The sequence below is a fragment of the Ensifer sp. EB106-03-01-XG145 genome (genome assembly GCF_058792075.1).
The window spans coordinates 187923-213013 of record NZ_JBYTEC010000011.1; the positions used below are offsets into that span (position 1 = coordinate 187923).

The window sequence follows — 25091 nt, forward strand, 5'->3', positions numbered from 1 at the left end:
TAAAATAGCGACGCAATGGATAGGCTAGAGAGAAGCCGGAGGAGTGGGACGGAGGCATGTCTTATCTGGACAATGTGCGCGTCTTCGTGCGCGTCGTAGAGCTTGGAACCCTATCGGCGGCCGGTCGCGACCAGCGCGTGACGCCGGCGGTTGCAAGCAATAGAATCAAAGAGTTGGAACGCCATATGGGCGTTCGCCTGTTCAACCGGACGACGCGCAAGCTGACCCCGACGGAGCATGGCCGCGTCTTTTACGATGGCGCGGTGAAGATCCTCGAAGCGGTCAACGAGGCCGAAAACGCGATCGCCGATCTATCCCGCAATCCGAAGGGGGCGCTGAAGATTACCGCTCCCTTGGGGATAGGTCGGCGCCTGATTGCATCGGGCATTCCCGAATTCCATGACAAGTATCCCGACATCGAAGTGCGGCTTCGTCTGTCGGACCACAATGTCGATATCCTCTCGGAAGGCGTCGACGTCGCGTTCAAGCTCGGCATCCTCGAAGATTCGAACCTGCGCATGCGTGGCATCATGAATTGCGAGCGCGTGGTCTGCGGGTCGCCCGACTATTTCGAGAAGCGCGGCGTGCCCCAAACGCCTGACGCGCTGATCGCTGACAAACACGACTGTCTGCTGCTGCGCTACCCCGGTTCGAAGGAGTATTTCTGGACGCTCCAGACCATGGAAGGCATGCGCAAACTCGAGGTGACCGGCCCTTACGATTCGGACGACGGCGACGTGCTCACCCAATGGGCGCTCGACGGCCGCGGCATCATCAACAAGCCTCTCTTCGAGGTGAAAAGCCACATCAATTCCGGCGCGCTGGTGCCGATCCTGGTCGACACGCCGCCGCTCAGCGTGCAGTTGGCGGCGATCTATCCACACAAGCGCTTCCAGGATCCGAAGGTCAGGCTGATGATCGACTACATGGCCGAGCGCTGTCAGCGCTTGATCGGCAAGATGCTGGAGTAGCGTCTGGAGCGCCGTGCGTTCAGACGAACGCACCAAGGACGCTCCAGCACTTTGATTCTCGAGCATCTTGTCCGCTTTCAGTAATTCCACTTGAAAGCGGGATGCTCTAGCCTCTCGTCTTCTCAATACCGGCAATACCGCCGACCTGCTCGACGAAAAAGTCGACCAGCAAGCGAACCCGGGCGATGCCTGCGCGCTCGGGCACGATCAGCAGGCTGAGTGGAACCGAAGGCAACCTGTAGCCCGGCAGGATCGGCACGAGCCGACCACTCGCCAGCAGATCGTCGACGAGCCATTGGTGTGTCGGTGCGATGCCGCGTCCGGCGACAAGCGCCTCTCGGGCGGCAAGCCCGTGGTCGACGAGGAAACGCCCGCCAAAGGGTACCGCGTGGCTGCGGCCCTCTGCTCCTTCCAGCGAGATCACGTCGCTGCCTGCGACGTTCGACATGCGGATTCCCTCATGGGCAGCGAGGTCGCGCGGGGCAGCCGGGCACCCACGTGCCTCCAGGTAGGAAGGGGCAGCGACGAACAGACGGCGGCTTTCGCCAAGCACCCGGAGCTTCATGGAGCTGTCAGTGAGCGGCCCGAGACGCAGCGCGATATCGACCCCTTCCCGCACCAGATCGATCCGCTCGTCGGTCAGACTGAGATCGACCTCGATATCAGGATAACGATCCTGAAAGGCGAAGATCAGGTGGGTTGCGTGCAGGACACCGAAGGCGGCGGTGCAGGACACCCGGATGATCCCGGCCGAGGCGCCGCGGGTGCTGCGCGCCTCGTCGCCTGCCTGGTCGACTAAGCGTAGGATCTGGATGCTGTTGGCATAGTAACGACTGCCTTCGTCGGTCAACGTGACGCGCCGGGTGGTGCGGCTGAGCAGGGGCACGCCGACGGCTTCCTCCAGCTCCCGCAGATGTCGCGTAACGCTCGACTGACCGATGCCGAGTTCGCGGGCGACGGCCGACAGGCTGCCGCGCTCGGCGACGCGCACGAAGCTCCGCATGCGTTCCAGCGTCACATCCGATTTATCCATTTTTCGGCATAATCATATCCATATTGGATATCTACCGCATGAACAAACGGCGGTCTACCTAAAGTCTCAGTTCACGACTGAAGGATTGCCGACCATGAAAGTTCTGCTTGTCTATGCCCATCCCGAACCGCGTTCGCTGAACGGGACGCTGCGCGATGTCGCCGTCAAGGCGTTGGAAGCCGAGGGACACGAGGTGCGCGTCACGGACCTCTATGCCGAGGGATGGAAATCCGAGATCGACCGCTCCGACTTCCCCGCGCTCATTCCGGATGCCCGGTTCAAGCCAAGCCGTGCCTCGAAGGAAGCCTTCGCGACCAATACCCTGACCGCTGATGTCAGGGCCGAGCAGGAAAAGCTGCTATGGGCCGATACCCTTATCCTGCAGTTTCCGCTGTGGTGGTACTCGATGCCGGCGATCCTGAAAGGCTGGGTCGATCGCGTCTATGCCTACGGCTTCGCCTATGGCGTCGGCGAACACAGCGACAAATACTGGGGCAAGCGGTTCGGCGAGGGAACGCTCGCAGGAAAACGCGCCATGCTGGTGGTGACGACTGGCGGTTGGGAGGAGCACTATTCCCCACGCGGTGTCAATGGACCGATCGACGACCTACTTTTCCCGATCAATCACGGCGTGCTCTATTATCCCGGCTACGATGTACTTCCGCCTTTTGTCGCCTACCGGGTCGACGGTCTTGACGAAGCCGGTTTCGAAGCGACGGCCGAGCGGCTGAGGCAAAGGATGCGCACGCTAACAACCACGCCGCCTATTCCCTATCGCCGGCAGAATGGCGGCGACTACCTGATCCCGACCCTTGAACTGCGTCCGGATATCGAAGCCGCAGACGCGCGCGGCTTTGCGCTTCACCTGAACGGTGCGATACACCAGGGCAATAGCGCCTGAGCCGTTAGCGTGCAAACTTCGCGACAGCCGGACGACGCGGGCTATCGGGTTGGGCCGGCTGCCGGAAATTCAGCGCCGCCGCCATGACTTCCGCGGCGGCAAGCGCTGCGATGACGGCCGGCCGCTTGTCCTTAACCGTCGTGCCGCCGATCGGGCAGACGAGCCGGTCGAAAAGATCCGGGCGGCCGATCTCACGCGACAACCAGTTCTTGAAGGTCCCGCGTTTCGTCTTCGAGCCGATCATGCCGACATAGGATGCGTCGTCGCGGCGAAGCGCCTCGGCGGCGATCAGGAAGTCGAGCGCGTGGTCGTGCGTCAGGATCACGAAGGCGCTGCCGGGAGGCGCGTCGCGCACGACCGCCTCCGGCATGGCCGTCAGGCAGGTCTCGATGCCGGGAATGTCGGCGACAGCCGAAAGCTCGTTCTCGCGGGTATCGACGAGCACGGTGCGGACCGGAACCAGGGACAGCGCCATGGCCAGCGCATCGCCGACATGGCCGGCGCCGAAGACATAGACATGCGGCCGGCTGGCGATTTCCAGGTCGCTGCGTTCAATCAGCATGGCGGCTTTCTCCCGATCGATGCGTGTGAAGTCGAGCGCCACGCGCCCGCCGCAACACTGGCCGATCTCCGGACCAAGCGGGATGGTCATTGCCTCCAGCGCGTCGCCGCGCTTCAGCGCCCGCCGGCCATGGTCGATCGCCATGTATTCGAGCTGGCCGCCGCCGATCGTGCCGAAGAGGCTATCGGTGGCGACGAGCATCCAGGCATCGGTGTCGCGCGGCGTCGAGCCGGCCGCACCCGTCACTTCCACAAGCACGCAATCCGGCTCGCGTCGGAGAAAGTCCCTGATATCCTCGCGGCTCGCCACCATGACAATCAGCCCCTGTTACCCTTTCTGCCTCGCGGCCGCCCGCAGCCGCTCGATCGCCATCAACACCCGTTCCGGCGTCGCCGGCGCATCAAGGCGCGGTGCTATACGATACTCCGCAACACTGGCCGCCGCCATCGACAAGGCCTCCAGAACGGAAATGCCGAGCATGAACGGCGGTTCCCCGACCGCCTTCGAACGGCGGATGGTTTCCTCACGGTTGACCGACCATTCGGCAAGCCGTGTGTTGAAGACGCGTGGCCGATCCGACGCAAGCGGGATCTTGTAGGTCGAAGGCGCGTGCGTGCGCAGCCGACCCTTGGCATCCCACCAGAGTTCTTCCGTCGTCAGCCAGCCCATGCCCTGAACAAAGGCGCCCTCCACCTGGCCGAGGTCGAGCGCCGGGTTCAGCGACCGGCCGACGTCGTGCAGGATGTCGGTGCGATCCACCTGGTATTCGCCAGTCAGTGTGTCGACGCTGACTTCGGAGCAAGAGGCGCCATAGGCATAGTAGAAGAACGGCCGGCCCCGGCCTTCCGCGCGGTTCCAGTGGATCTTCGGCGTCTTGTAGAAACCGGCAGCCGAAAGCTGGATGCGGGCGCCATAGGCGATCTTGATGAACTCGTTGAAACCAAGGCGTTCGGCGCCGATGCGAACCGTGTTCGGCTCGAAAGCGACGTCGGCCTCAGCAACGTTCCAGCGCTCGGCGGCAAAGCGCACGAGCCTCTCCTTGATCTGCTGGGCGGCGTTGGCGGCCGCCATGCCGTTGAGGTCGGAACCGGAGGAGGCAGCCGTCGCCGACGTGTTCGGCACCTTGCCGGTCGTGGTCGCCGTCACCTTGATCCGGTCGAGGTTCACCTGGAACTCGTCGGCGACCACCTGGGCGACCTTGGTGTAGAGCCCCTGCCCCATCTCGGTGCCGCCGTGGTTCAGATGGATCGAGCCATCCGTATAGACGTGCACCAGCGCGCCGGCCTGGTTATATTCGGTCTTGGTGAAGGAGATGCCGAACTTCACCGGTGTCAGCGCGATGCCGCGCTTGACCACATGGTTTTCGCGGTTGAAGGCGATCACCGCCTCACGACGCTTGGCATAGTCGGCCGAGGTTTCCAGTTCCTCGATGATCCGGCCGATGATGTTGTCTTCCACGGTCTGGTGATAGGGCGTGAGGTTTCGCCCCTCGCCGCCGTAGAAGTTCAGCTTGCGGATTTCGAGCGGATCCTTGCCGACGGCATAGGCGATCTCCTCGATCATGCGTTCGCCGCCGACCATGCCCTGCGGACCGCCGAAACCGCGGAATGCAGTGTTGGAAACGGTATTGGTCTTCAGCGGCCGCGAGCGCAGGCGCACGTTCGGATAGAAGTAGCAATTGTCGGCGTGGAACAGTGCGCGGTCGGTGACCGGACCGGAGAGATCGGCCGAATAGCCGCAGCGCGCCGAAAAGACAGCGTCCACCGCCTCGATACGACCTTCATCGTCGAAGCCGAGCTTGTAGTCCACATGGAAGTCGTGGCGCTTGCCGGTCGCGCACATGTCGTCGTCGCGGTCGGGCCGGACCTTGACCGGGCAGCGGTATTTCTTGGCGGCAACGGCCGCGACGGCCGCAAAAATGTTGGCCTGGGTTTCCTTGCCGCCGAAACCACCGCCCATGCGGCGCACGTTGACGGTCACCGCATTCGACGGCACGCCGAGAACGGTCGCAACCATGTGCTGCGTCTCAGCCGGATGCTGCGTCGAAGAGTAGACGAGAACTTCGTCGTCCTCGCCGGGGATGGCGAAAGAGATCTGCCCTTCCAGATAGAAGTGATCCTGGCCGCCGATACGCATCTCGCCTTCGAGGATGTTCTTCGCCTTGGCGAAGCCGGCTTCGATGTCGCCCCGCTCGAGCTTGAGCGGATCGATGACCAGCGGATAGTTGGCGGCCGCCGCTTCCAGCACGTCGGTCACATGCGGCAGGTCGCGGTACTCGATCTTGACCTTGGCCGCCGCGCGGCGGGCCGCCTCACGGGAGGTGGCGATGACGGCAAAGATCGGCTGGCCGTAGAACTCCACCTTGTCGGTGACGAAGATCGGCTCATCGTGCTTGTGGGCCGGGCTGATGTCGTTTTCGCCGGGAATGTCGGCCGCCGTCAGCACGCCGATCACGCCTTCGCTGCTATTTACCGCTTCGAAGTCGGTCGAGAGGATATCAGCATGCGCCCGCTGCGACAGGCCGAGATAGCCGTGCAGCGTGCCCTGGGGTTCCGGAATGTCGTCGATATATTCGGCCGTACCCGACACATGCTTGTGGCCGGATTCGTGCCGTTCGTTTTCGTGCACGCCGCCGCGGATGCGGTCGATGGGCTGCATCACGTTCATGGCTTCCTCCCTTAAACCGCGACAGCAATGGTGCGATCGAGGCGGATCTGGCCGCTCGACTGCGTTTCGAGATAGAAGCGGCGAAGCAGGTTCTTCGCCACCAGTTGGCGGTACTCCGCCGAAGCGCGCCAGTCCGTGAGCGGCGTGAAATCCTCATCGAAAGCGGCGACCGCGCGCTCGATCGTGTCCTCGTTCCACTCCGCGCCCTTAAGTGCAGCCTCGACATTGGCGGCGCGCTTCGGTGTGCCGGCCATGCCGCCGAATGCGATGATCACTTCGGTGACCCGACCGGCGTCGAAGGCGATGCAGAAGCCGCCGCAGACGGCGGTGATGTCCTCGTCCAGACGCTTCGTCACCTTGTAGGCAGCGACACGGGCATTATCCGAGACGAACGGGATGCGCACGGCTTCTACGAATTCGCCGGGCTCACGGTCCTGTTTGCCATAGGTGATGAAGAAATCCTCGAGCGCGACGGTACGACGGCGAGCGCCCTTGCGCAGCGTGATCGACGCGCCGAGCGCGATCAGGGCCGGCGGCGTGTCGCCGATCGGCGAACCGTTGGCGATGTTGCCGCCGACGGTGCCCATGTTGCGCACCTGCTGGCCCCCGATGCGATCCCAGAGCTCCGTCAGCTCCGGGAAGTGCTCGGCGATGACGGGATAGGCCTCGGTATAGCTGACGCCGGCGCCAAGGGTAACGCCATCCGCATCGACCGTGATCCGGCGCAGCTCTTCGAGATGGGTCAGGTGAATGACGGGCGAGATGTCGCGCATGAACTTCGTTACCCAGAGCCCGACATCGGTCGAACCGGCAACGATCGTCGCCTTGGGGTTCGCTTCGAACACAGCGGCGAAATCATCGACCGAACCCGGCAGGATGAAGCGCTCCAACTCAGTGCCGATCTCGACGCGGCGGCCATCCTGCAGGGCAGCCAATTCTTTGGCGATCCGATCGCGTTCGGCGACCAGCGGATCCTTGCCGACGTCGCCGATCGTCGAGATCGCTTCGGCGGCGCGGATAATCGCGGCATAGCCGGTGCAGCGACAAAGATTGCCCTGCAGCGCCTTTTCGATTTCGGCGATGGACGGCTTCGGGTTTTCCATCCAGAGGCCATAGAGCGACATCACGAAGCCCGGCGTGCAGAAGCCGCACTGCGAAGCGTGGGTGTCGACCATCGCCTGTTGCACCGGATGCAGCGGACCAGTTGGTTGTGCCAGCGAATCCACCGTGACGATATGACAGCCGTCGAGCGAGCCGACGAAACGGATGCAGGCATTGACGGATTCATACTTGAGCTTGCCGTCGAGCAAGCGTCCGACGAGCACCGTGCAGGCACCGCAGTCGCCCTCGGCGCAGCCTTCCTTGGTGCCCTTCAGATTGCGGTCGATGCGCAGGAAATCGAGCAGGGTCTCGACCGGTGAGACGTCCGCGAGCTCCACCAGGCGGTGGTTCAAGAGGAAACGAATGGTGTTGCGGATCTGGATCGTCATCGCTTAGCTCCCGCGGTAGGTGGAGTAGCCATAGGGCGAAAGCAGCAGCGGCACGTGGTAGTGGGCGCCCTGGTTATCGATGCCGAAGCGGATCGGGATCACGTCGAGGAACGGGTTCACGCCGCGCTTGCTCTGACCGCCGAGATAGTCGCCGGCATGGAAATGCAGTTCGTAGGTGCCCGTCTGCATCCGTTCGCCGCTCAAGAGCGGCTCGTCGCAGCGGCCGTCGTCGTTGGTCCTGACAGATTTGATGTGCGTCTGGCGCTCGCCCTCGACCCGGTAGAGCTCGATGCGCAGCCCCTCGGCTGGCTTGCCGCTTGCCGTATCCAACACGTGCGTCGTCAGGCGACCGGCGTTTCCACCATGAGATTGCATTCTTTTCGCTCCTCCCGAAGTCAGCTTTCCACCTCGCAGTATTCCGGCATTCCGACCCGCTTGGTAGCGAGCGGATCATTCGAGACTTTCAAAATTTTTGGGGGGAATGGCTCGAAACAAATGCGGCTAGAAATTTGCTGCAGAGACGAAAATGTCTGGAGGAGCTGCTTTGATGAGATACCCCCGCGATCTTCACGGCCACGGCCCGAACTTCAAGGTCACATGGCCCGACGGCGCGCGCATCGCCGTACAATTCGTCATCAACTACGAGGAAGGCGGAGAGAACTGCGTGCTGCATGGCGACGCGGCCTCCGAAGCATTCCTGTCGGAAATCGTCGGCGCGCAGGCCTGGCAGGGCCAGCGCCACTGGAACATGGAATCGATCTACGAATATGGCGCGCGTGCCGGCTTTTGGCGGCTGCACCGCATGTTCACCGAACGCGGCGTGCCGGCGACGGTCTATGGCGTCGCCACCGCGTTGAAGCGCTCGCCCGAGCAGGTCGCCGCCATGCAGGATGCCGGCTGGGAAATCGCCTCGCACGGCCTGAAATGGATCGAACACAAGGATTTCGCACCGGAGCGCGAGCGCCAGGAAATCGCCGAGGCGATCCGCCTGCATACCATCGTTACCGGAGAGCGCCCACGTGGCTGGTACACCGGCCGCTGTTCGGACAACACGCTCGACCTCGTGACGGAAGCCGGCGGCTTTGACTACGTGTCCGACGCCTATGCCGACGACCTGCCCTACTGGCATGAACATGCCGGGCGCCATCAACTGGTCATCCCCTATACGCTCGACAGCAACGACATGCGTTTTGCGACGCCGCAGGGTTTCAACAGCGGCGACCAGTTCTTCAGCTACCTCAAGGACAGCTTCGACGTTCTTTACGCAGAAGGAGCGGCCGGCGCGCCGAAGATGTTGAGCATCGGACTGCACTGCCGCCTCGTCGGCCGCCCCGGCCGCGCCGCAGCACTTGCCCGCTTCCTCGACTACGTGCAGAGCCACGAGAAGGTCTGGCTCGCAAAGCGCGTCGATATCGCCTGCTACTGGGCCGAGGCCTATCCCTTCAAGGCCTGGGACGATCGCCCGTCGCGGCTTTCTGAAGAAGAGTTTGTCACCCGCTTCGGCGGCGTCTTCGAACATTCGAAGTGGATCGCCAAGCGCGCCTTCCAGGGCGAGCTTTCGCCCGCCAACGACACGGCGATCGGCCTTGCGGCCGCACTCTCCGCCGTTTTCCGCGAAGCCTCTGCAGAGGAGCGGCTTGCCGTTCTGATCGCCCACCCGGATCTCGCCGGCAAGCTGGCGCAGGCGAAACGCCTCACCGAAAGCTCGACCAACGAACAGGCATCCGCCGGGCTCGATGCGCTGACCGACGCAGAGCGCGAGCGCTTCACCACGCTCAACACGGCTTATGTCGAGAAGTTCGGCTTCCCCTTCATCCTGGCGGTCAAGGGACGCACCAAGGGCGAAATCCTTGCGGCCTTCGAAAGCCGGGTCGAAAACGACCGCGAGACGGAATTCGAGACGGCGTGCCGGCAGGTGGAGCGGATCGCCTATCTGCGCCTCAAGGACATGTTGCCGAGCTGAGGGCCTCGCGATGACGACCGACGGCGTGAGCCCGCCCGAATTCGCGCTAAACGCGATCAACCTCGCCTCCGCGGCTCTCGGCGCGAGGCCGGTCTTCGCAACCGACGAGTTCTTCGCGCCGCTCGAGCGCATGCTTCAGGACGCGCCGCCGGTCTATCATCCCGGTGTCTATGACGAGAACGGCAAGTGGATGGACGGCTGGGAGACGCGGCGTCGCCGCGGCCCCGGCAACGATCATGCCATCATCGCGCTTGCCGCAAACGGTCGTATCCGCGGCTTCGAGGTCGATACGGCGCATTTCACCGGCAACTATCCGAGCGCCTGCGCCATCGACGCCTGTCTGGCGCCCGATGGACCGGATGAGCGGACGGCCTGGACGGAACTTGTCTGCGCGCGGCCGCTCGGGCCGAGTGCGCTTCATCATTTCGAGGCCAGGTCGGAAGCGGTCTGGAGCCATGTCCGCCTGCGCATCTATCCCGATGGCGGCATCGCCCGCCTCAAGGTTTACGGCACGCCCGCCCTGGACCGGGCGGCGATCGGCGACACGGCAGTCGATCTCGCCTCATCGCTGCTCGGCGGCCGCATCATCGCGTATTCGAACGGGCACTACGGCCACCAGCGGCTGCTTGCGCCCGGACGCGGCATCAACATGGGCGACGGCTGGGAGACGCGCCGCCGGCGCGAGCCCGGCAACGACTGGATCGTGGTGAAACTTGCCGCGCGCGGTGCGGTCGAGCGGATCGTGGTCGACACCGCCCACTTCAAGGGAAACTACCCGGATGCCTGCTCGCTGCAGGCAGCCGACCTCAGCGCAGCCACGTGCGAGCTGGCTGCCTCGATCACCGCATCGTCGATGTTCTGGCGCGAGGTTCTGCCGCAGCAGAAGCTCTCGGCCGACAGCCTGCACACCTACGGAGCAAACGAGTTCAAAGCGCCGGGCCCTGTAACCCATGTGCGTTTCAACATCTTCCCCGATGGCGGCATCAGCCGGCTGCGTGTCTTCGGGCGTATTGCGAAAGCCGGCAGCCCCTAGATCGTTTCGCAGAGGAAACGAAATGATCGGACCTGAACCGCAAGTTCCAGGGAAGCGCTTTCCCCGGAATTGCTGCCATCGATCAACATTGCACGGAGGAGCGTCGCATGAAGGAGATCGTCATACAGCCACTGACCCGGGAGGCCTTTGCGCCCTACGGCGACGTAATCGAAACGGAGAACGCCCACAACTTCCCCATTAACGGCGGCAAATGCACCCGCTATCACGATCTAGCCAAGATCGAAACGACGGGCGAGAAGGCCCGGCCGATGATCAGCCTGGTGCGCGGCGAACCCTATCCGCTGCCGCTCAAGCTCACCATGGTCGAGCGACATCCGCTCGGCAGCCAGGCTTTCATTCCCTTGAGCGACAATCCGTTCCTCGTCGTCGTCTCCCGGGAAACCGACGAAGGCCCGAGTGAACCGATCGCCTTCAAGACCACACCGGGCCAAGGCGTGAACATCGCCCGCAATGTCTGGCACGGCATCCTGACACCACTCGAAGATGTCTCGGATTTCGCGGTTGTCGACCGCGGCGGCGAAGGCGTTAATCTGGAGGAACACTTCTTCAAGGAGCCGTTCCTGATTGTATGAATGAACGAATGGCCCGGTCAACTGACCGGGTCATCGGTGCGTGGGTCACGGTGCGTCAACTGTTTGCCTGATGCCCATCAATCGACATCAGTAGCCGCCATCCCGACGGAACTTCGTCGGCGTGTATCCCGTCACCCGGCGGAAATCGCGCGAGAAATGATAGGGATCCGGGTAGCCGCATATAGCCGCCACCGCGGAAACCTTCGCATCGCGGCCGACCAGCAGGCGCTTCGCCTGGTTGATGCGCTCGTGGCGCAGCCAGTCCATCGGCGTCGTGCCCACCATATCGCGAAAGCGGCGAAAGAGTTGCGACTGGCTAAGCCGCGCTAGGGCCGCGAGATCATCGATCGTCCAGGCGCGGGCGAGATCGTCACGCATCCCTGAAAGAACAGCCAACAAACGATCCTCGCCCGGTGCATCCTCGCCCGGCTCACTGCCGGTCAGACGCGGACCGATCATGTCCACGATCAGCCCGGAGATAGCCGCACTCGCCAAGGCATCGGTCGCAGGCGAGCGTTCCGCAAGAAACCCGCTCACGGCCTCAAAGGCAGCGCGTGCCGCCTGCGTATCCCTCGGCGCGAACAATGGCGACTGCTGGACACCCAGGAACTGGTAGAGCGCATCGAGACCGTGCCCCTCGATCCCCATCCAGAGATAGCGCCAGTTTTCGCTGTCGGGCGCGCAGCTGTGCGCATAGGCCTGCGCGGTATCGAGCCAGGCGACATTGCCCGTTTCGGCCAGGAACCGTTGACCGCGCACCTCTATCAGCCCGCGGCCGCCGGTGGTGTAGACAAAGACATGCTGGTGGAACCGCTTGCGGATCGACGCTTCCTCAGGATGGGCGGTCCGGCTTCCGGCGACCAGCGCCAGATAGGGAAACGCATCGGCAAATTTGGCCGGCGTATGGAAATAGATCTCTTCGTTTTCAGACAGCATCCGCGTTTTTTGACAGTCAATGCGAGTTTTGTCCATCATCTTGCGACAGCGTACCATTCCCGACGAGACCGTGGCGACGCTATCATGCAGCTTTATGCACGGAGTATTGCCCATGACCGAAGCCACGCCGAACGGCGAAGCCGCAAAGCTGACCTTCGCGCCGTTGTCCCCGGATTTTGCCCGCGATCCCTACCCGACCTACCGCGCCTTGCGTGACAAGGAAGGGCTGCATTACTTCCCGGACCTCGACATCTGGCTGGCTTCACGCTTCGAGGATGTCTCGGCGATCGTCATGGACAAGCGCATGGTGCGCTCGCTCGAGGACATTGCGACCACCAAGGAGCTTGCGAAACTGCAGCGCGCCGCCAACTGGCATGACATGCCTCACCACGAGCGCTTCGTCCAGTTCAGCCTGCTCGACAGCGACGGCGCCGTGCACGACCGGCTGCGCAAGCAGGTGTTCAAGCTGTTCACGCCGGCCATGATCGCCAAGCTGCGCGACCAGATCCAGGCCTATGTCGACCGCCTGATTGACAGCCTCGCCGATCGCGGCGAGATCGATTTCGTCGATGACCTCGCCGCCCACGTTCCCGGCCATATCATCGGCCGCCTGCTCGGCGTGCCGGACGAAGACTGTCCGCAGCTCCGCATCTGGTCGGAAAACATCGTGCAGTTCTTCGACGTCGACCGTTCCGACGCGCGCAAGAAGATCGCCGAAGACAACACCACCGAGTTCTACGAGTATCTGACGGCGCTGAAGGCCGAGCGCGAGCGCGCGCCGAAAGATGATCTCATCTCGGTGCTGATCGAGGCTGAGCGCTCCGGCGCAATGAACTTCGACGAATTCATCTCCACCTGCATGCTGATCCTCATGGCGGGCCACGGCTCGACGATCGACGTGCTCGGCAGCGGCATGCATGCGCTCTTGCGCTTTCCCGAGCAGATGGCGCGGCTGAGGAACGAACCCGGCCTGATCCAGACCGGTGTCCAGGAGATGTTCCGGTACGAATCCCCGCTTCCCTTCTTCCACCGCCATTGCGTCGAGGACGTCGAGATCTGCGGCCGGCGCTTCGAGCGCGGCATCAAGTTCGGCCTGCTTTACGGTGCGGCCAACCGCGACCCCAAGCAATTCGAGAACGCCGACACCTTCGATATCGGCCGCACGCCCAACCGCCACCTCGCCTTCGGCGGCGGCGTGCACTTCTGTCTCGGCAACCACCTCGCGCGGCTCGACATGGATATCATCTTCAGCACCCTGCTTCGCCGCTTCCCGACCATCGAACTCGTGGACCGGGAACCGGAATACAAGCGCGGCCTTTCGGTGCGCGGCCCCAAGCGGCTGAAGATTGCCATCCGGCAAGCCTGACCCGCACTGAAACCGACATTCTAAGAACCGGAGAATACCCATGCCCAAGATCGTCTTCATCGACGCGGACGGCACGACCAAAGAAGTGCAGGCGGAGGTCGGCCAATCGCTGATGTCCGCGGCGGTGCAGAACGGCATCGATGCCATTGCCGCCGAATGCGGCGGTTCCTGCGCCTGCGGCACCTGCCACTGTTACATCGACGGCGAATGGGCCGAACGATTGCCGGCACCCGATTTCCAGGAGCAGGACATGATCGAGTGCGTGGTCAATCCCAACGAGCGCAGCCGCCTGAGCTGTCAGATAACGGTCTCGGCCGATCTGGATGGCCTGGTGGTGCATCTGCCGACCGGGCAATACTGAGATCAGAAGAAGGCCGGGGCAACATTTTCGTTGCTCCGGCCAACACTTACGGGGAAGTTCTGATTGGCCGAGGCGACGATGCCCCGGCCAAATTTCGTATTACTCGGCAAAGAACGCGAAGCGCACGATGAACAGGGCGGCAACGATCTGGGTGGCCGGGTGGATGACGCTCCACTTTCCGGTGCAGACCTTCAACACGACGTAGCTCACGAAGCCGAAGGCGAGGCCGTTGGCGATCGAGTAGGTGAAGGGCATGGCAAGCGCCGTGAGCGCAGCCGGTGCCGCTTCCGTCAGGTCGTCCCAGTCGACTTCCGTCAGTTCGCGCATCATCAGGCCGGCGACATAGAGCAGAGCCGGAGCCGTCGCATAGGACGGGACGGCCGCTGCCAGCGGCGAGAAGAACAGCGCTGCCAGGAACAGCACGCAGACGGTGAGCGCGGTCAGACCCGTGCGGCCGCCGGCCTGAACGCCCGAGGCGCTTTCGACATAGGCGGTGGTGCTGCTGGTGCCGATCAGCGAGCCGGCGACGATCGCGGTGCTGTCGGCGAGAAGCGCGCGGCCGAGACGGTTCGGCTTGCCCTCTTCGACCAGCTTGGCGCGCTTGGCGACACCGATCAGCGTGCCGGTGGCGTCGAAGACTTCCACGAGCACGAAGACGAGAATGACGTGCAGCAGGCCTCCATGCAGAGCGCCCATGATGTCGAGCTGCAGGAAGGTCGGAGCAATGCTCGGCGGCGCCGAGACGATGCCCTTGAACTCACTGACGCCAAGGATCATCGACAGTACCGTGACGACCAGGATGCCGATCAGGATCGAGCCGCGAACCTTCAGCGCATCGAGCACGGCTATCACGAAGAAGCCGAGGATGGCGAGAAGCGGACCGGTCTGTTTGAGATCGCCGAGGCCGACGAGCGTTGCCGGATTGTCGACGACGATACCGGCGTTCTTCAAGGCGATGATGCCGAGGAAGAGGCCGATACCGGTGGCAATCGCGCTTCTCAGCGAATGCGGAATGCCCGCAATCAGCCAGCTTCGCACCCCGGTTACGGTGAGGATCAGGAAGATCACACCCGAGATGAAGACCGCGCCCAGCGCCTGTTGCCAGGTGAAGCCGAGGGCAGCGACGACGGTGAAGGCGAAGAAGGCGTTGAGGCCCATGCCGGGCGCCATGCCGATCGGCCAGTTGGCGACGAGCGCCATGACGGCGGAGCCGAGTGCGGCGGCGATACAGGTTGCGACGAAGACGGCATCCCTATCCATGCCCGTGCTCGACAGGATGTCGGGGTTGACGAAGATGATGTAGGACATCGTCAGGAATGTCGTGATACCGGCGATCACCTCGGTGCGCGCCGTCGTCTGATGCTCTTTCAGCTTGAATAGTCGTTCAAACATCTTTCCTCCCTTGGCGGCGTCACCACGACGCAGCCGAACGACAGTGACCGGGAAACCGTCTCCTCCAGTTCCCGACCAGTGCATTTCGAACGTCCGGACGTTTCCGGAGCGATCGCTTCGCTTAAGGCTTCGTGCCGGCTGGCGATCGTCCGCCCTCTTTCGGACGATGCGAATGCCTTTTGCACAGCCTTGGGATTGTGCGGCTTCCGGAGCCGGACCGCTAGCCGTCCATTCCCGGGATCGGTGATGAAAGACTTTCAAATTTTTCGGAGCATTTGGCGGCGCCGAAACGGCGTCTTTCGCGTGTTCGCCACCATCCGAAGGGCACGGACAACAACCCTCGAAAAAATATGTTGAAAGGCCGTCTTGACCTTCCAACGGTGGGAAACCCCATGTTTCTCTCACACCGAAACGAAGGAGACAAGCATGCAGACCTACAAGATCGACAACATGACCTGCGGCCACTGCGCCGGCGCCGTGCAGAAGGCAATCCTAAGCGTCGATCCGCAGGCGACGATCAAGGTCGATCTCGGCAACCGGGAAGTCAGCGTCGAAACCGCCGCTGCTGCTGGCCCGATCGCCGACGCCTTGAGGGCCGCCGGCTACGAAAGCCGCGCACTCTAGACGATGAGCTGCGCAGACAACGGCCTTGCTTAAGGCATCAATTAGGGGCCGTGGACTATCCACGGCCCCAACCGGATGGATCCAGACACTGCGCGAAGCGCTTTGGTGCGCACCCAGCTTGATAGGTGAAGGGGCTCGTCTACATCACCGCGTTCGCACCGGATCAGGGCGAATCGATCGCCAAGCTCATCGCCAACCCGCCGGAAGGCGCACCCGTTCCGCCGATCCTGCCGCCACAGGACGGTGGTCGTCGTCGACGACAGCGATCGGAATGTTCCGGATGAGTTGCCCGACATAGGGCTGCGGGTAAAACAGACCGTAGATGATCGGGCCAAGAACGATGAGGCCGAAAGCTCCACGGTCTCGCAGGACGCGGCCATATTCGTCCGCGAGCGCGCGGGCGACGCTGATACTGCCTGATCGCCGTGGTTCGACCGCCTCCTCCGCGGTGGGCAAGGGTCTGTTCGCGATCGCGCGCAACCGAAGCCATGAGAACAGGAAATAGAGCGCTGCGAGAGCGCCAAGTGCCATGAAGGGCGTAATCGAATCCTGCTCAGGTACACCTCGGGCCGCCTGGTCGAACAGGACCTGAATGTACCAGCGCAGCGGCAGAAGCATCCCCCAGCTTTGGGCGAAGGTATTCATTGCCAGGATCTGGAAGCCCACGCCGGCATAACCGAAAGCGGGGGAGCAAAAGATACCGGTCAGGCTGAGGCCGGAAGCGAGGTTTCTGACGAGCAGTTGAAAGAGAGCGCCGACCGAGAGATAGGCAATGATGAGAAGGCATGCAGCCGCCGCGACCAGGACCGGATTGCCGCGGAACGGGATCTCGTAGAGACCGTGAATGATGCCGAGCACCACGGCCATCATCAGCAGGAAGATCGCCAAATAAGGCAGCAACTTGCCGACGAGAGCCGTGAGGCTGCTGCCTCCGGCCGTGGCAAGCCATTCGCTCATGCTGCGCGATCCGAATTCAGACCCGACAGCATAACCGCCCGCGATCGCGACAACGACATGAAGCACCGTCGGCAATATGGCGCGAAGCAGAAACTGCGCATAGTTCAGGGTCGGATTGGTCAGGACATATTGCTCGACGACGAGCAGGCCCGGCCTGAAGCCCGGGCTTGCCGCGCCGCGCGGCAGGTCGGCGATCGCCGCCGAAACCGCCGACTGCAGGGAGCTCGAAGCGACGTTCCCGGGTGTGAAATACTGTTTGTTGAAGAACACCACGATCTGCGGCCGCCGCCCGGCCATGATGTCACGCTCGAGATCCTTGGGGATATAGACGGCAGCGATCGCCTCACCCGACCGCACCGCGTGCATGGCGCCGCTAAGATCAAAGGACCGCCTGTCGACGTTGACCCCGGGAGCGGCGCTGATTGCCTGCGCGAAGGTCATCGAGGTTCTCGACCGATCCTGATCGACCACGTCGACGTGAAGATTGCGGATGACCGCATTTCCGAAAGTTGCGGCAAGCAGCGAGAAAGCCAGAAGCGGGATGCCCACCACCAGAAGCAGGGCCACATTGTCCCGCCACATCCACAGGACTTCCCGGGCGGCGACCGCAACGAGCCCGCGAGGCTGAGCGGCCGTCATCACCGTGCGTCCGCCCAGTCGGCATAGGCGCTCATGCCCGGCCTCAGCGTGGCGATCTTTTCGACCGGATAGGCCCGAACTTCGAAGGTCCTGAGGTCGAAGTCACCGGTCGCCCGCGTTGCGCGCCAGCCCGCATATTCGCCGCGCGTCGCAATCGTGCGGACCTCGACTTCCACGGGGCTGTCACCGAGAGCTGGAATTTTCACCTGGAAATGGTCACCCACCTTCAGGCCCTTCACGAGATCCTCTCGAAGGTCGAAGCGTACCCAGATATCGGAAAGATCGACGAGCGAGAGCATAGGCACGCCAGGCGAGACATACTCCCCCGATCCGGTGGCAATCTGATAGACCTGCCCGGCGATAGGCGCGGTCACTGTCAACTCCGCGACCTGTGCTTTCAAGGTCGCGATTGCGGCGTCCGCCTTCGCCACGGCCGCCTTCGCGACACCGCGCTCCTCTGGCGTGTAACCGGCCACGGCCTCGTCGTAGGCGAGTTTGGCCTGCTCATTCGACCGCTTGGCGACATCGAGATTTACCGTTGCCTGGTCGAGGTTCTGGACCGACGCGTGTTCGCCCTGGGTCAACTGCAGCGTGCGATCATAGGTTTGCTGTGCCAGAGTCAGGCTTGCCTCGCTGGCTGCGACCGCAGCCTTGCGTTCCGCCACCACCTCTGCCCTTGTGCCGACTTCGATCCGATTGAGGTCGGCCACCGCGACGGCGCGAGCGGCCTCGGCCTCCTGCAGCTTCATCAGCAGCTCGGGATTGCTGATCGAGGCGTCGGACTCGCCGGAACTCTCTTTCTTGAACCTAATCGGTTTCACGACTCCCGCGGCATCGAGCGGATACCGACCTGCATTCGATCCACGGATTGAACTTGAATTCGCGCGAACGAACCTACGCCGTGGTCGCGATCGAGGTCGTCCCGTCACAGATTCGAAATGCGGTTACCGGTTCGCATGGGCGCATATCCAGCTAAACACCCCAAACCACGGCCTGTTCATGTCGATGGATGAGGTGCTGAAGTTGCTCGAAACTGTGGCGGATATGTTGCGAGAACTTTTCGATGGCCGGGGTATGCGCCGAGGTCGCGCGCCTCAGAAGCCCAAGAGCGCGTTCCGGGTGCGGGACGGAAACCGGAAGTGCCGTGATCGATTTTTCGTTGCGTAGCGCGAAGACGACACTGTGCGGAAGCACAGTCAAGGCGTCGATACCCTTCAGATAGTTGACGAGGCTCATCAACGAGCCGCCTGTGTAGCGTATCTTGATCTCGGTCGCCCCGAAGGAGAGCAGCAGACTATGAAGATCCGCAAGCAACGGGCTTCCCGGCGGCGGCGCCACCCAGGGATATTCGAGTAGCTGCGACGGCTGCGGTCGTCGCTTCAACAGAAGCGGATGCGTGACCCGGCAGGCGACGACGTTTCGACCGGGAAGCACCTTCTGGAACGCCAAGCCCGATCCTTCCTCAAGAATATCGAGCGGGCAGATAGCAAGATCGATCTGATCACCCTTCAGGGCGGCGCGCAGGTCGGCCATGTAGCCGTAGCTCTGGTCGATCCTGACGTCGGGGTTTTGTGCCTGGAAGTCCGCGATCATCGGCGCGATCAAGGCGTCCATGAAAAATGGCGTGCCGCCCACGCGCACCAGACCGCTTTTGCCGAGGCGAAAGCTCTCGATCGTATCGGACGCCTTGCGTGAGGCCGACAGCATGACCTGGCCATGATCGGCGAGCGCGCGCCCGAGCGGCGTCGGTTGCAGCGGCCGCCGCCCTTTGACGAAAAGCGGTTCGCCCAGGCGCTTTTCGAGCATGGCAATGGTGCGCGAGATCGCCGGCTGCGACAGTCCGAGCAGCGCTGCCCCTTCGGTGACACCGCCGGCTTTCACGACCGCGGCGAGCTGAACAAGATGGCGTTCGTCTATCTTCATAACAATTGATTATATTAACTCAGAGTAAAATCATCAATCGCGCCAGATGCCCGTGTTAGCTTTCATTTCAGCCAAGTGTCTGGAGGAGTGTGATGCGGGGCGCGATGGTTTCGAATCCCAATGAAGCAGCCTTCACCGAGGCTTTCGCACAGCGAATATCGCAAGCCGACGACGGCTCGCTGCCGCTGGTGCTGCGCACGGTCGTCACCCACCTTCACGGGCTTATCAGGGAATTGCGTCCCAGCGCAGCCGACTGGCGCAAAATGATCGAGTTTCTGACCGAGGTTGGTCACACCACGGACGAGCGGCGGCAGGAGTGGGGTCTGCTGTTCGACCTGCTTGGCGCTTCGGCGCTGGTCGATGAGATCAACTCCCGTCGCCCGAAACAGGCGACACCCAATACGGTCCGTGGGCCGTTCTTTCGCGCCGACACGCCGAAACGCATATCCGGCAGCAACATCTCGCTCGATGGCGTCGGCGAGCGGCTGGCGGTCTTCGGGCAATTGCTCGATCTCGACGGCCACCCGATCGAGGGCGCGGAGGTCACGACCTGGCAGGCGAACGCCGCAGGTTTCTACGAGAACCAGCAACCGGACCTGCAACCGGAGTTTAATTTGCGCGGCGTCTTCAAGACCGATCGCGAAGGGCGGTTCGACTACCTGACGGTGCGCCCCGCCGGCTACAGCGTCCCGGAAGACGGGCCGGTGGGCAAGCTCCTTGGCCAGGCGGGTTGTTCGCTCCGGCGCCCAGCCCATCTACATTTCATCGTCACCGCTCCAGGTTTCCAGACGATTACGACGCATATCTACGACGGCAGCGATCCTCATATCGACGAGGACGCGATCTTCGGCGTCAAGCCGGAACTGGTGCACGAATTCAAATGCTCCGACATCGGCGGCAAGCCCGGCTGGCGGCTGGACTTCAAGTTCCTGATGGCGAGGGCAAGGGAAGGATCTGGGTCGTGAGGAACAATTTCACCTACCAGGGCAGTGCGGCGCACATCGTCTTTGGCGAAGGCAGGAGCCGCGAGGCCGGAGCCTGGGTCGAAAAGCTTGGGTGCAGCCGAGCGTTGGTGCTCTCAACACCGCAGCAACGGGCAGACGCGGAAGCATTGGCGGAGCGGCTCGGGCCACTTGCCGCAGGCGTTTTTGCCGGGGCCGTGATGCATACGCCAGTCGAGGTCACGGCAAAGGCGATGGAAGCGGTCAACCAAAGCGGCGCCGACTGTGTCGTCTCCCTTGGCGGCGGATCCACCACCGGGCTCGGCAAGGCGATCGCCTACCGCACCGATCTGCCTCAAGTCGTTATCCCGACCACCTACGCCGGTTCGGAAGTAACGCCGATCCTCGGACAGACGGAAGGCGGCCGAAAGACGACCGTCAGGCATCCTTCGATCCTGCCGGAGGTGGTGATTTACGATCCCGAGCTGACTCTCGGCCTGCCGGTCGGCATGAGCGTGACCAGCGCGCTCAACGCCATGGCCCATGCGGTCGAAGCGCTTTATGCGCAGGATCGTAACCCGATCTCTTCGCTGATGGCGAAAGAAGGCTTGTCAGCCTTCAAGACGAGCCTGCCGACGATCATCGGGACGCCGCGCGATCGCGAGGCGCGGGCCGAAGCGCTTTACGGCGCCTGGCTCTCGGGCACCGTGCTCGGCGTGGTCGGCATGGCGCTGCATCACAAGATTTGCCACACGCTCGGCGGCACCTTCGATACGCCGCACGCGGAAACCCACGCGATCATGCTGCCGCATACGGCGGCCTACAACGCCGCGGCCGTGCCTGAGCTGCTTGAACCTGTGGCCCGGACCTTCGGCGGATCGGTTGGCGGCGGCTTGTGGGATTTCGCAAAGTCGCTCGGTGCGCCGCTGGCCTTGAAGGACCTCGGCCTTTTGGAGGCCGATCTCGATCGGACCGCCGCGATTGCGACCGAAAACCCCTACTGGAACCCACGCCCGATTGACCGCCAGTCCATTCGGGCGCTGCTGCAGGATGCCTGGGAGGGCAGCCGGCCGACGAACTGACGAGACCCTTCGGGAGGAAGGGCATTGGGAGGAGGAACCATGCTGACGAGACGCGATTTTCTGAAGACGACAGCCGCAGGTGGCGCAGTCGCCTTTTCATCCGGACTTGCGATGCCGGCGATTGCCAAGGACACGGCGATCAAGCTTGGTTATGTGAGCCCGCAAACCGGGCCGCTCGCTGCCTTCGGCGAAGCCGACAAATTCGTCATCGACGCGTTTCTGGCGGCGACCAAGGCCAAGGGCCAAAACTTCGAGGTTGTCGTCAAGGACAGCCAGTCGAACCCGAACCGGGCGGCGGAAGTCGCCAAGCAGCTGATCGTCGATGACGAGGTCAATCTGGTTATGGTCGCCTCGACACCCGAAACCACGAACCCTGTTGCAACCACCTGCGAAGCCGAACAGATGCCCTGCATTTCGACGGTTGCGCCGTGGCAGCCCTGGTTCATCGGCCAACAGGGTAACCCAAGCGATCCCGCTTCGTGGAAACCGTTCGACTATGCCTATCACTTCTTCTGGGGCCTCGAGGATGTGATCGCCGTCTTCACCAATATGTGGGCCCAGGTCGAGACGAACCACAAAGTCGGCGGCCTCTTCCCCAATGACGGTGACGGCAATGCCTGGGGCGACGGGACCGTGGGTTTCCCGCCGGTCCTCGAAAAGCTTGGCTACGGGCTCACCGATCCCGGCCGTTACCAGAACATGACGGACGATTTCTCTGCCCAGATCAATGCGTTCAAATCGGCTGGATGCGAGATCGTTACCGGCGTGGTCATCCCTCCTGACTTCACGACCTTCTGGAACCAGGCAAAGCAGCAGGGTTTCGTGCCGAAGGTCGCCTCGATCGGGAAGGCATTGCTCTTTCCGCAGGCGGTCGAAGCACTGGGCAAGGCCGGGCACAATCTCTCGTCCGAAGTCTGGTGGTCGCCGAGCCACCCCTTCGCCTCGTCGCTGACAGGCGAGACATCCGCTCAAGTGGCCGACGCTTTCACCAAGGCGACCGGCCGGCCATGGACGCAGCCGATCGGCTTTGCCCACGCCCTCTTCGAATTGGCCGTCGACGCCGTTACGCGGGCCGACGACCCGACGGACGGCGATGCAGTGGCCCAGGCAATCGCCGCCACAAAACTCGATACGCTCGTCGGTCCCATTGCATGGGACGGCAAGGGACTGCCGCCGTTTGCTGCCCGCAACGTCGCCAAGACGCCGCTCGTCGGCGGTCAGTGGCGGCTGAAGGACGCCGGCGGCTACGACCTCGTCATTACCGACAACAAGACGGCGCCGAACATCCCCGCCGGTGGAAAAATGGAAGCGATCGTTTAAGCGCCTGATGGCGTGGGACTGTGACCGAGGAGGGTCAGGCATGTCTCTGTTAGAGCTCGAGCGGGTCTCGAAGCGCTTCGGCGCGCTGACCGTCGCCGACGAGATCAGCTTTTCGGTCGGCGAGGGTGAGGCGCTGGGCATCATCGGGCCAAACGGCGCCGGCAAGTCGACGCTGTTCAATCTGATTACCGGCAACATCGCCGCCGACAGCGGCACGGTCCGCTTCGGCGGCGTGGATGTCACCCGAACGCCGCCGATGGCGCGCTGTCTTTCGGGCATGGGGCGGACCTTCCAGATCCCGCAACCCTTCGAAAAGCTGACAGTCTTTGAGAACCTGCTCGTCGCGGGCAGTTTTGGCACGCGGCGGCGCGAGGCGGAAGCCTGTGACCGCTGCGCCGAAATCCTGGTGGACACCGGCCTGTTCGAGAAGGCGAATGTACTGGCCGGCGGCCTCACCCTTCTGCAGCGCAAGCGGCTGGAACTGGCAAGGGCGCTTGCCACCGAACCCCGGCTGTTGCTGCTGGACGAGATCGCCGGCGGTTTGACGGAAGCCGAATGCCACCAGCTGGTCGCGACCATCAGTGCCATCCAGCAAAAGGGCGTTGCCATCATCTGGATCGAACATGTGCTTCATGCGCTGACCTCGGTGGTCGAACGGCTTCTGGTTCTCAACTTCGGCAAGGTGATCGGCATTGGAAAGCCCGACGAGCTCATGGCGTCGCGTGCCGTCCAGGCGATCTATCTGGGGATCGAGCTATGACGGCGATGCTTGAAACCAGAGGGCTCAAGGCCTTCTACGGCGACTTCCAGGCCCTTTTCGGTGTCGATATCGCCGTTGCCAAGGGGGAAACCGTTGCGATCATCGGCGCCAATGGCGCGGGCAAGACCAGCCTGATGCGCGCGATCTCCGGCGTGCTCGCAAGCGAGCCGGGCATGGTCGTCTATCGCGATGAACCGATCGGCGCGCTGGCAGCACCCGACGTGCTTGCCCGCGGCATCGCCATGGTACCGGAAGGCCGCCGGCTGTTCCCGTCGCTGACCGTCGAGGAGAACCTGTTGATCGGCGCCTATGGCCGCAAGGGACAGGGACCATGGACGATCGAGGGCGTCTATGAGCTCTTCCCGATCCTGCGCGAGCGTCGAAACAGCCCGGCGACGGCCCTTTCCGGCGGCCAGCAGCAGATGGTGGCGATCGGCCGGGCGCTGATGTCCAACCCGGATGTGCTGCTCTGCGACGAGATCAGCCTCGGCCTGGCGCCGGTCGTCGTTCGCGACATCTACGCGGCTTTCCCGCGTATCCGCGCGACCGGTGCCTCGATCGTCATCGTCGAGCAGGACATCGCCCAGGCACTAAAGGTCGCAACCCAGGTCTATTGCCTGATGGAAGGGCGGGTGACGCTTTCGGGGCGTCCGGAGGTGCTGACCCGCGAGCAGATCCACCAGGCCTATTTCGGAGCGCCGCGCCATGAGCTTCATTGATACGATCGTGCAGGGCGTTCTGCTCGGCGGGCTCTACGCCCTGTTTGCCGCCGGCCTGAGCCTGGTCTTCGGCATCATGCGGCTCGTCAATCTCGCCCATGGCGACCTGATCGTGCTTGCCGCATTCCTGATCCTTTTGCTGACCTCGGCGCTCGGCCTCAATCCATTCCTGGCAGCGCTCATTGCCGCGCCACTGATGTTCCTGACAGGTTGGGGCCTGCAATACTTCGTGCTCAATCGCACGCTCGGCAAGGACGTGTTGCCGCCGCTGCTCGTCACGTTCGGCATCTCCATCGTCCTCCAGAATGGCCTGCTCGAAGCGTTTTCCGCCGACAGCCGCCGCGTGTCCATCGGGGCGCTGGAAAGTGCTTCGATCGGCGTCGGCTCGCTCAACATAGGCCTGATGCCGTTGATGACCTTCCTGTCGGCGCTCGCCGTGATCTTCGGCCTCAACCAGCTGATCTATCGAACGGCGCTCGGTCGCGCCTTCCGGGCAACCTCCGACGACATCGTGACAGCCGGGCTGATGGGTATTCGCCCGCAACGCGTCTTCGCCATGGCGACCGGGCTTGCCATGGTCGTGGTGACGATCGCCGCCCTCTATCTTGGCACCCGCGCCAACTTCGATCCGACATCGGGACCGTCCCGCCTGATCTACGCCTTCGAAGCCGTGATCATCGGCGGCCTCGGCTCGCTCTGGGGAACGCTTGCCGGCGGGGTCATCCTCGGCGTTGCGCAGACGCTTGGGGCGGCCGTCAATCCGGAATGGCAGATCCTTGCCGGACATCTCGCCTTCCTCGCCGTTCTCGTCATCAAGCCGCGCGGGCTTTTCCCTCGCGCCGTCGATTGAGGTCAAGC

At 63.0% G+C, this 25091-nt stretch carries 24 protein-coding genes; 14 read left to right on the forward strand and 10 right to left on the reverse strand.

Features of this window, described 5'->3' with window-relative positions; genetic code table 11:
• Positions 1-56: 56 nt before the first annotated feature.
• On the forward strand, positions 57-971 hold the full coding sequence (locus AC3WWH_RS24035; RefSeq protein ID WP_058322535.1) for a LysR family transcriptional regulator: 915 nt from the start codon (positions 57-59) through the stop codon (positions 969-971).
• Between the two features lie 106 nt (positions 972-1077).
• On the opposite strand, the gene AC3WWH_RS24040 is transcribed toward AC3WWH_RS24035, so the two are convergent.
• A complete protein-coding gene (locus AC3WWH_RS24040; RefSeq protein WP_058322536.1) occupies positions 1078-2004 on the reverse strand; it encodes a LysR family transcriptional regulator in 927 nt (308 codons plus the stop codon).
• 94 nt (positions 2005-2098) lie between these two features.
• On the opposite strand from AC3WWH_RS24040, the gene AC3WWH_RS24045 reads away from it, so the two are divergent.
• Complete coding sequence (locus AC3WWH_RS24045) at positions 2099-2905, forward strand: NAD(P)H-dependent oxidoreductase (protein ID WP_058322537.1); 807 nt, start codon at positions 2099-2101, stop codon at positions 2903-2905.
• Positions 2906-2909: 4 nt separating this feature from the next.
• Here the strand turns inward: AC3WWH_RS24045 and xdhC are convergent, their stop codons facing one another.
• The 4 genes from xdhC to uraH are packed head-to-tail and all read right to left on the reverse strand — an operon-like array spanning position 2910 to position 7999.
• Positions 2910-3776, reverse strand: coding sequence for a xanthine dehydrogenase accessory protein XdhC (gene xdhC, locus AC3WWH_RS24050; protein WP_058322584.1), 867 nt, complete (start codon positions 3774-3776; stop codon positions 2910-2912).
• Between the two features lie 18 nt (positions 3777-3794).
• On the reverse strand, positions 3795-6134 hold the full coding sequence (xdhB, locus tag AC3WWH_RS24055) for a xanthine dehydrogenase molybdopterin binding subunit (protein ID WP_058322538.1): 2340 nt from the start codon (positions 6132-6134) through the stop codon (positions 3795-3797).
• An 11-nt stretch (positions 6135-6145) separates the two neighbouring features.
• Positions 6146-7624, reverse strand: coding sequence for a xanthine dehydrogenase small subunit (gene xdhA / locus AC3WWH_RS24060; protein WP_113398824.1), 1479 nt, complete (start codon positions 7622-7624; stop codon positions 6146-6148).
• 3 nt (positions 7625-7627) lie between these two features.
• Positions 7628-7999, reverse strand: a complete 372-nt coding sequence (uraH, locus tag AC3WWH_RS24065; RefSeq protein ID WP_058322540.1) for a hydroxyisourate hydrolase — start codon at positions 7997-7999, stop codon at positions 7628-7630.
• Positions 8000-8171: 172 nt separating this feature from the next.
• On the opposite strand from uraH, the gene puuE reads away from it, so the two are divergent.
• The 3 genes from puuE (at position 8172) to AC3WWH_RS24080 (ending at position 11213) form a co-directional block, all read left to right on the forward strand.
• Positions 8172-9587, forward strand: coding sequence for an allantoinase PuuE (puuE, locus tag AC3WWH_RS24070; RefSeq protein ID WP_058322541.1), 1416 nt, complete (start codon positions 8172-8174; stop codon positions 9585-9587).
• 10 nt (positions 9588-9597) lie between these two features.
• Positions 9598-10620 (forward strand): allantoicase, encoded by a 1023-nt coding sequence (gene alc / locus AC3WWH_RS24075; RefSeq protein ID WP_058322542.1) that lies wholly within the window; start codon positions 9598-9600, stop codon positions 10618-10620.
• A gap of 107 nt (positions 10621-10727) precedes the next feature.
• Positions 10728-11213 (forward strand): ureidoglycolate lyase, encoded by a 486-nt coding sequence (locus AC3WWH_RS24080; RefSeq protein ID WP_057249225.1) that lies wholly within the window; start codon positions 10728-10730, stop codon positions 11211-11213.
• Positions 11214-11300: 87 nt separating this feature from the next.
• Here the strand turns inward: AC3WWH_RS24080 and AC3WWH_RS24085 are convergent, their stop codons facing one another.
• The gene (locus AC3WWH_RS24085; protein ID WP_492377296.1) at positions 11301-12275 is read right to left on the reverse strand and encodes a helix-turn-helix transcriptional regulator; all 975 of its coding nucleotides are present in this window, start codon (positions 12273-12275) and stop codon (positions 11301-11303) included.
• Here AC3WWH_RS24085 and AC3WWH_RS24090 point away from each other — a divergent pair.
• Together AC3WWH_RS24090 and AC3WWH_RS24095 are read left to right on the forward strand one after the other, a co-directional pair.
• A complete protein-coding gene (locus AC3WWH_RS24090; protein WP_058322543.1) occupies positions 12262-13515 on the forward strand; it encodes a cytochrome P450 in 1254 nt (417 codons plus the stop codon). The genes AC3WWH_RS24085 and AC3WWH_RS24090 overlap by 14 nt on opposite strands.
• A gap of 40 nt (positions 13516-13555) precedes the next feature.
• Entirely contained in the window at positions 13556-13876 is a 321-nt protein-coding gene (locus AC3WWH_RS24095) for a 2Fe-2S iron-sulfur cluster-binding protein (protein WP_058322544.1), read from the forward strand.
• Positions 13877-13975: 99 nt separating this feature from the next.
• On the opposite strand, the gene AC3WWH_RS24100 is transcribed toward AC3WWH_RS24095, so the two are convergent.
• The gene (locus AC3WWH_RS24100) at positions 13976-15268 is read right to left on the reverse strand and encodes an NCS2 family permease (protein WP_057249228.1); all 1293 of its coding nucleotides are present in this window, start codon (positions 15266-15268) and stop codon (positions 13976-13978) included.
• Between the two features lie 426 nt (positions 15269-15694).
• Between AC3WWH_RS24100 and AC3WWH_RS24105 the strand changes: the two genes are divergently transcribed.
• The gene (locus AC3WWH_RS24105; RefSeq protein WP_058322545.1) at positions 15695-15892 is read left to right on the forward strand and encodes a heavy-metal-associated domain-containing protein; all 198 of its coding nucleotides are present in this window, start codon (positions 15695-15697) and stop codon (positions 15890-15892) included.
• A 186-nt stretch (positions 15893-16078) separates the two neighbouring features.
• Here the strand turns inward: AC3WWH_RS24105 and AC3WWH_RS24110 are convergent, their stop codons facing one another.
• The 3 genes from AC3WWH_RS24110 to AC3WWH_RS24120 form a co-directional block, all read right to left on the reverse strand.
• Positions 16079-17488 (reverse strand): ABC transporter permease, encoded by a 1410-nt coding sequence (locus AC3WWH_RS24110; RefSeq protein ID WP_058322546.1) that lies wholly within the window; start codon positions 17486-17488, stop codon positions 16079-16081.
• On the reverse strand, positions 17488-18309 hold the full coding sequence (locus AC3WWH_RS24115) for an HlyD family secretion protein (protein ID WP_058322547.1): 822 nt from the start codon (positions 18307-18309) through the stop codon (positions 17488-17490). The genes AC3WWH_RS24110 and AC3WWH_RS24115 overlap by 1 nt, the downstream gene beginning before the upstream one ends.
• Positions 18310-18460: 151 nt before the next feature.
• Positions 18461-19411 (reverse strand): LysR family transcriptional regulator, encoded by a 951-nt coding sequence (locus tag AC3WWH_RS24120; protein WP_058322548.1) that lies wholly within the window; start codon positions 19409-19411, stop codon positions 18461-18463.
• 89 nt (positions 19412-19500) lie between these two features.
• Here AC3WWH_RS24120 and AC3WWH_RS24125 point away from each other — a divergent pair, with 89 nt between their 5' ends.
• From AC3WWH_RS24125 to AC3WWH_RS24150, 6 genes are read left to right on the forward strand one after another with little or no spacing between them, the layout of a single operon-like run.
• The gene (locus AC3WWH_RS24125) at positions 19501-20376 is read left to right on the forward strand and encodes a dioxygenase family protein (protein WP_373419874.1); all 876 of its coding nucleotides are present in this window, start codon (positions 19501-19503) and stop codon (positions 20374-20376) included.
• On the forward strand, positions 20373-21434 hold the full coding sequence (locus AC3WWH_RS24130) for a maleylacetate reductase (RefSeq protein WP_058322550.1): 1062 nt from the start codon (positions 20373-20375) through the stop codon (positions 21432-21434). Before AC3WWH_RS24125 ends, AC3WWH_RS24130 begins: the two co-directional genes overlap by 4 nt.
• Positions 21435-21473: 39 nt before the next feature.
• Complete coding sequence (locus AC3WWH_RS24135; protein ID WP_058322551.1) at positions 21474-22754, forward strand: ABC transporter substrate-binding protein; 1281 nt, start codon at positions 21474-21476, stop codon at positions 22752-22754.
• 40 nt (positions 22755-22794) lie between these two features.
• Positions 22795-23514 carry an ABC transporter ATP-binding protein gene (locus AC3WWH_RS24140; RefSeq protein ID WP_058322552.1) on the forward strand — a complete coding sequence of 240 codons (720 nt, stop codon included), beginning with the start codon at positions 22795-22797 and terminating at the stop codon, positions 23512-23514.
• A complete protein-coding gene (locus tag AC3WWH_RS24145) occupies positions 23511-24233 on the forward strand; it encodes an ABC transporter ATP-binding protein (RefSeq protein WP_058322553.1) in 723 nt (240 codons plus the stop codon). Before AC3WWH_RS24140 ends, AC3WWH_RS24145 begins: the two co-directional genes overlap by 4 nt.
• Positions 24220-25083: a branched-chain amino acid ABC transporter permease gene (locus AC3WWH_RS24150; protein WP_058322554.1), complete on the forward strand. Its 864-nt coding sequence runs from the start codon at positions 24220-24222 to the stop codon at positions 25081-25083. The genes AC3WWH_RS24145 and AC3WWH_RS24150 overlap by 14 nt, the downstream gene beginning before the upstream one ends.
• The last annotated feature ends 8 nt before the right edge of the window (positions 25084-25091 follow it).

What these genes read in the sequence shown, in the direction of transcription:
- puuE (WP_058322541.1), top strand. Translation starts at nt 8,172, where the DNA reads ATGAGATACCCCCGCGATCTTCACGGCCACGGCCCGAACTTCAAGGTC.
- AC3WWH_RS24100 (WP_057249228.1), bottom strand. Translation starts at nt 15,268, where the DNA reads ATGTTTGAACGACTATTCAAGCTGAAAGAGCATCAGACGACGGCGCGC.
- AC3WWH_RS24140 (WP_058322552.1), top strand. Translation starts at nt 22,795, where the DNA reads ATGTCTCTGTTAGAGCTCGAGCGGGTCTCGAAGCGCTTCGGCGCGCTG.
- AC3WWH_RS24145 (WP_058322553.1), top strand. Translation starts at nt 23,511, where the DNA reads ATGACGGCGATGCTTGAAACCAGAGGGCTCAAGGCCTTCTACGGCGAC.
- uraH (WP_058322540.1), bottom strand. Translation starts at nt 7,999, where the DNA reads ATGCAATCTCATGGTGGAAACGCCGGTCGCCTGACGACGCACGTGTTG.
- AC3WWH_RS24110 (WP_058322546.1), bottom strand. Translation starts at nt 17,488, where the DNA reads ATGACGGCCGCTCAGCCTCGCGGGCTCGTTGCGGTCGCCGCCCGGGAA.
- AC3WWH_RS24150 (WP_058322554.1), top strand. Translation starts at nt 24,220, where the DNA reads ATGAGCTTCATTGATACGATCGTGCAGGGCGTTCTGCTCGGCGGGCTC.
- xdhA (WP_113398824.1), bottom strand. Translation starts at nt 7,624, where the DNA reads ATGACGATCCAGATCCGCAACACCATTCGTTTCCTCTTGAACCACCGC.
- AC3WWH_RS24105 (WP_058322545.1), top strand. Translation starts at nt 15,695, where the DNA reads ATGCAGACCTACAAGATCGACAACATGACCTGCGGCCACTGCGCCGGC.
- AC3WWH_RS24040 (WP_058322536.1), bottom strand. Translation starts at nt 2,004, where the DNA reads ATGGATAAATCGGATGTGACGCTGGAACGCATGCGGAGCTTCGTGCGC.
- AC3WWH_RS24090 (WP_058322543.1), top strand. Translation starts at nt 12,262, where the DNA reads ATGACCGAAGCCACGCCGAACGGCGAAGCCGCAAAGCTGACCTTCGCG.
- alc (WP_058322542.1), top strand. Translation starts at nt 9,598, where the DNA reads ATGACGACCGACGGCGTGAGCCCGCCCGAATTCGCGCTAAACGCGATC.
- AC3WWH_RS24080 (WP_057249225.1), top strand. Translation starts at nt 10,728, where the DNA reads ATGAAGGAGATCGTCATACAGCCACTGACCCGGGAGGCCTTTGCGCCC.
- AC3WWH_RS24120 (WP_058322548.1), bottom strand. Translation starts at nt 19,411, where the DNA reads ATGAAGATAGACGAACGCCATCTTGTTCAGCTCGCCGCGGTCGTGAAA.
- AC3WWH_RS24135 (WP_058322551.1), top strand. Translation starts at nt 21,474, where the DNA reads ATGCTGACGAGACGCGATTTTCTGAAGACGACAGCCGCAGGTGGCGCA.
- xdhB (WP_058322538.1), bottom strand. Translation starts at nt 6,134, where the DNA reads ATGAACGTGATGCAGCCCATCGACCGCATCCGCGGCGGCGTGCACGAA.
- AC3WWH_RS24045 (WP_058322537.1), top strand. Translation starts at nt 2,099, where the DNA reads ATGAAAGTTCTGCTTGTCTATGCCCATCCCGAACCGCGTTCGCTGAAC.
- AC3WWH_RS24095 (WP_058322544.1), top strand. Translation starts at nt 13,556, where the DNA reads ATGCCCAAGATCGTCTTCATCGACGCGGACGGCACGACCAAAGAAGTG.
- AC3WWH_RS24035 (WP_058322535.1), top strand. Translation starts at nt 57, where the DNA reads ATGTCTTATCTGGACAATGTGCGCGTCTTCGTGCGCGTCGTAGAGCTT.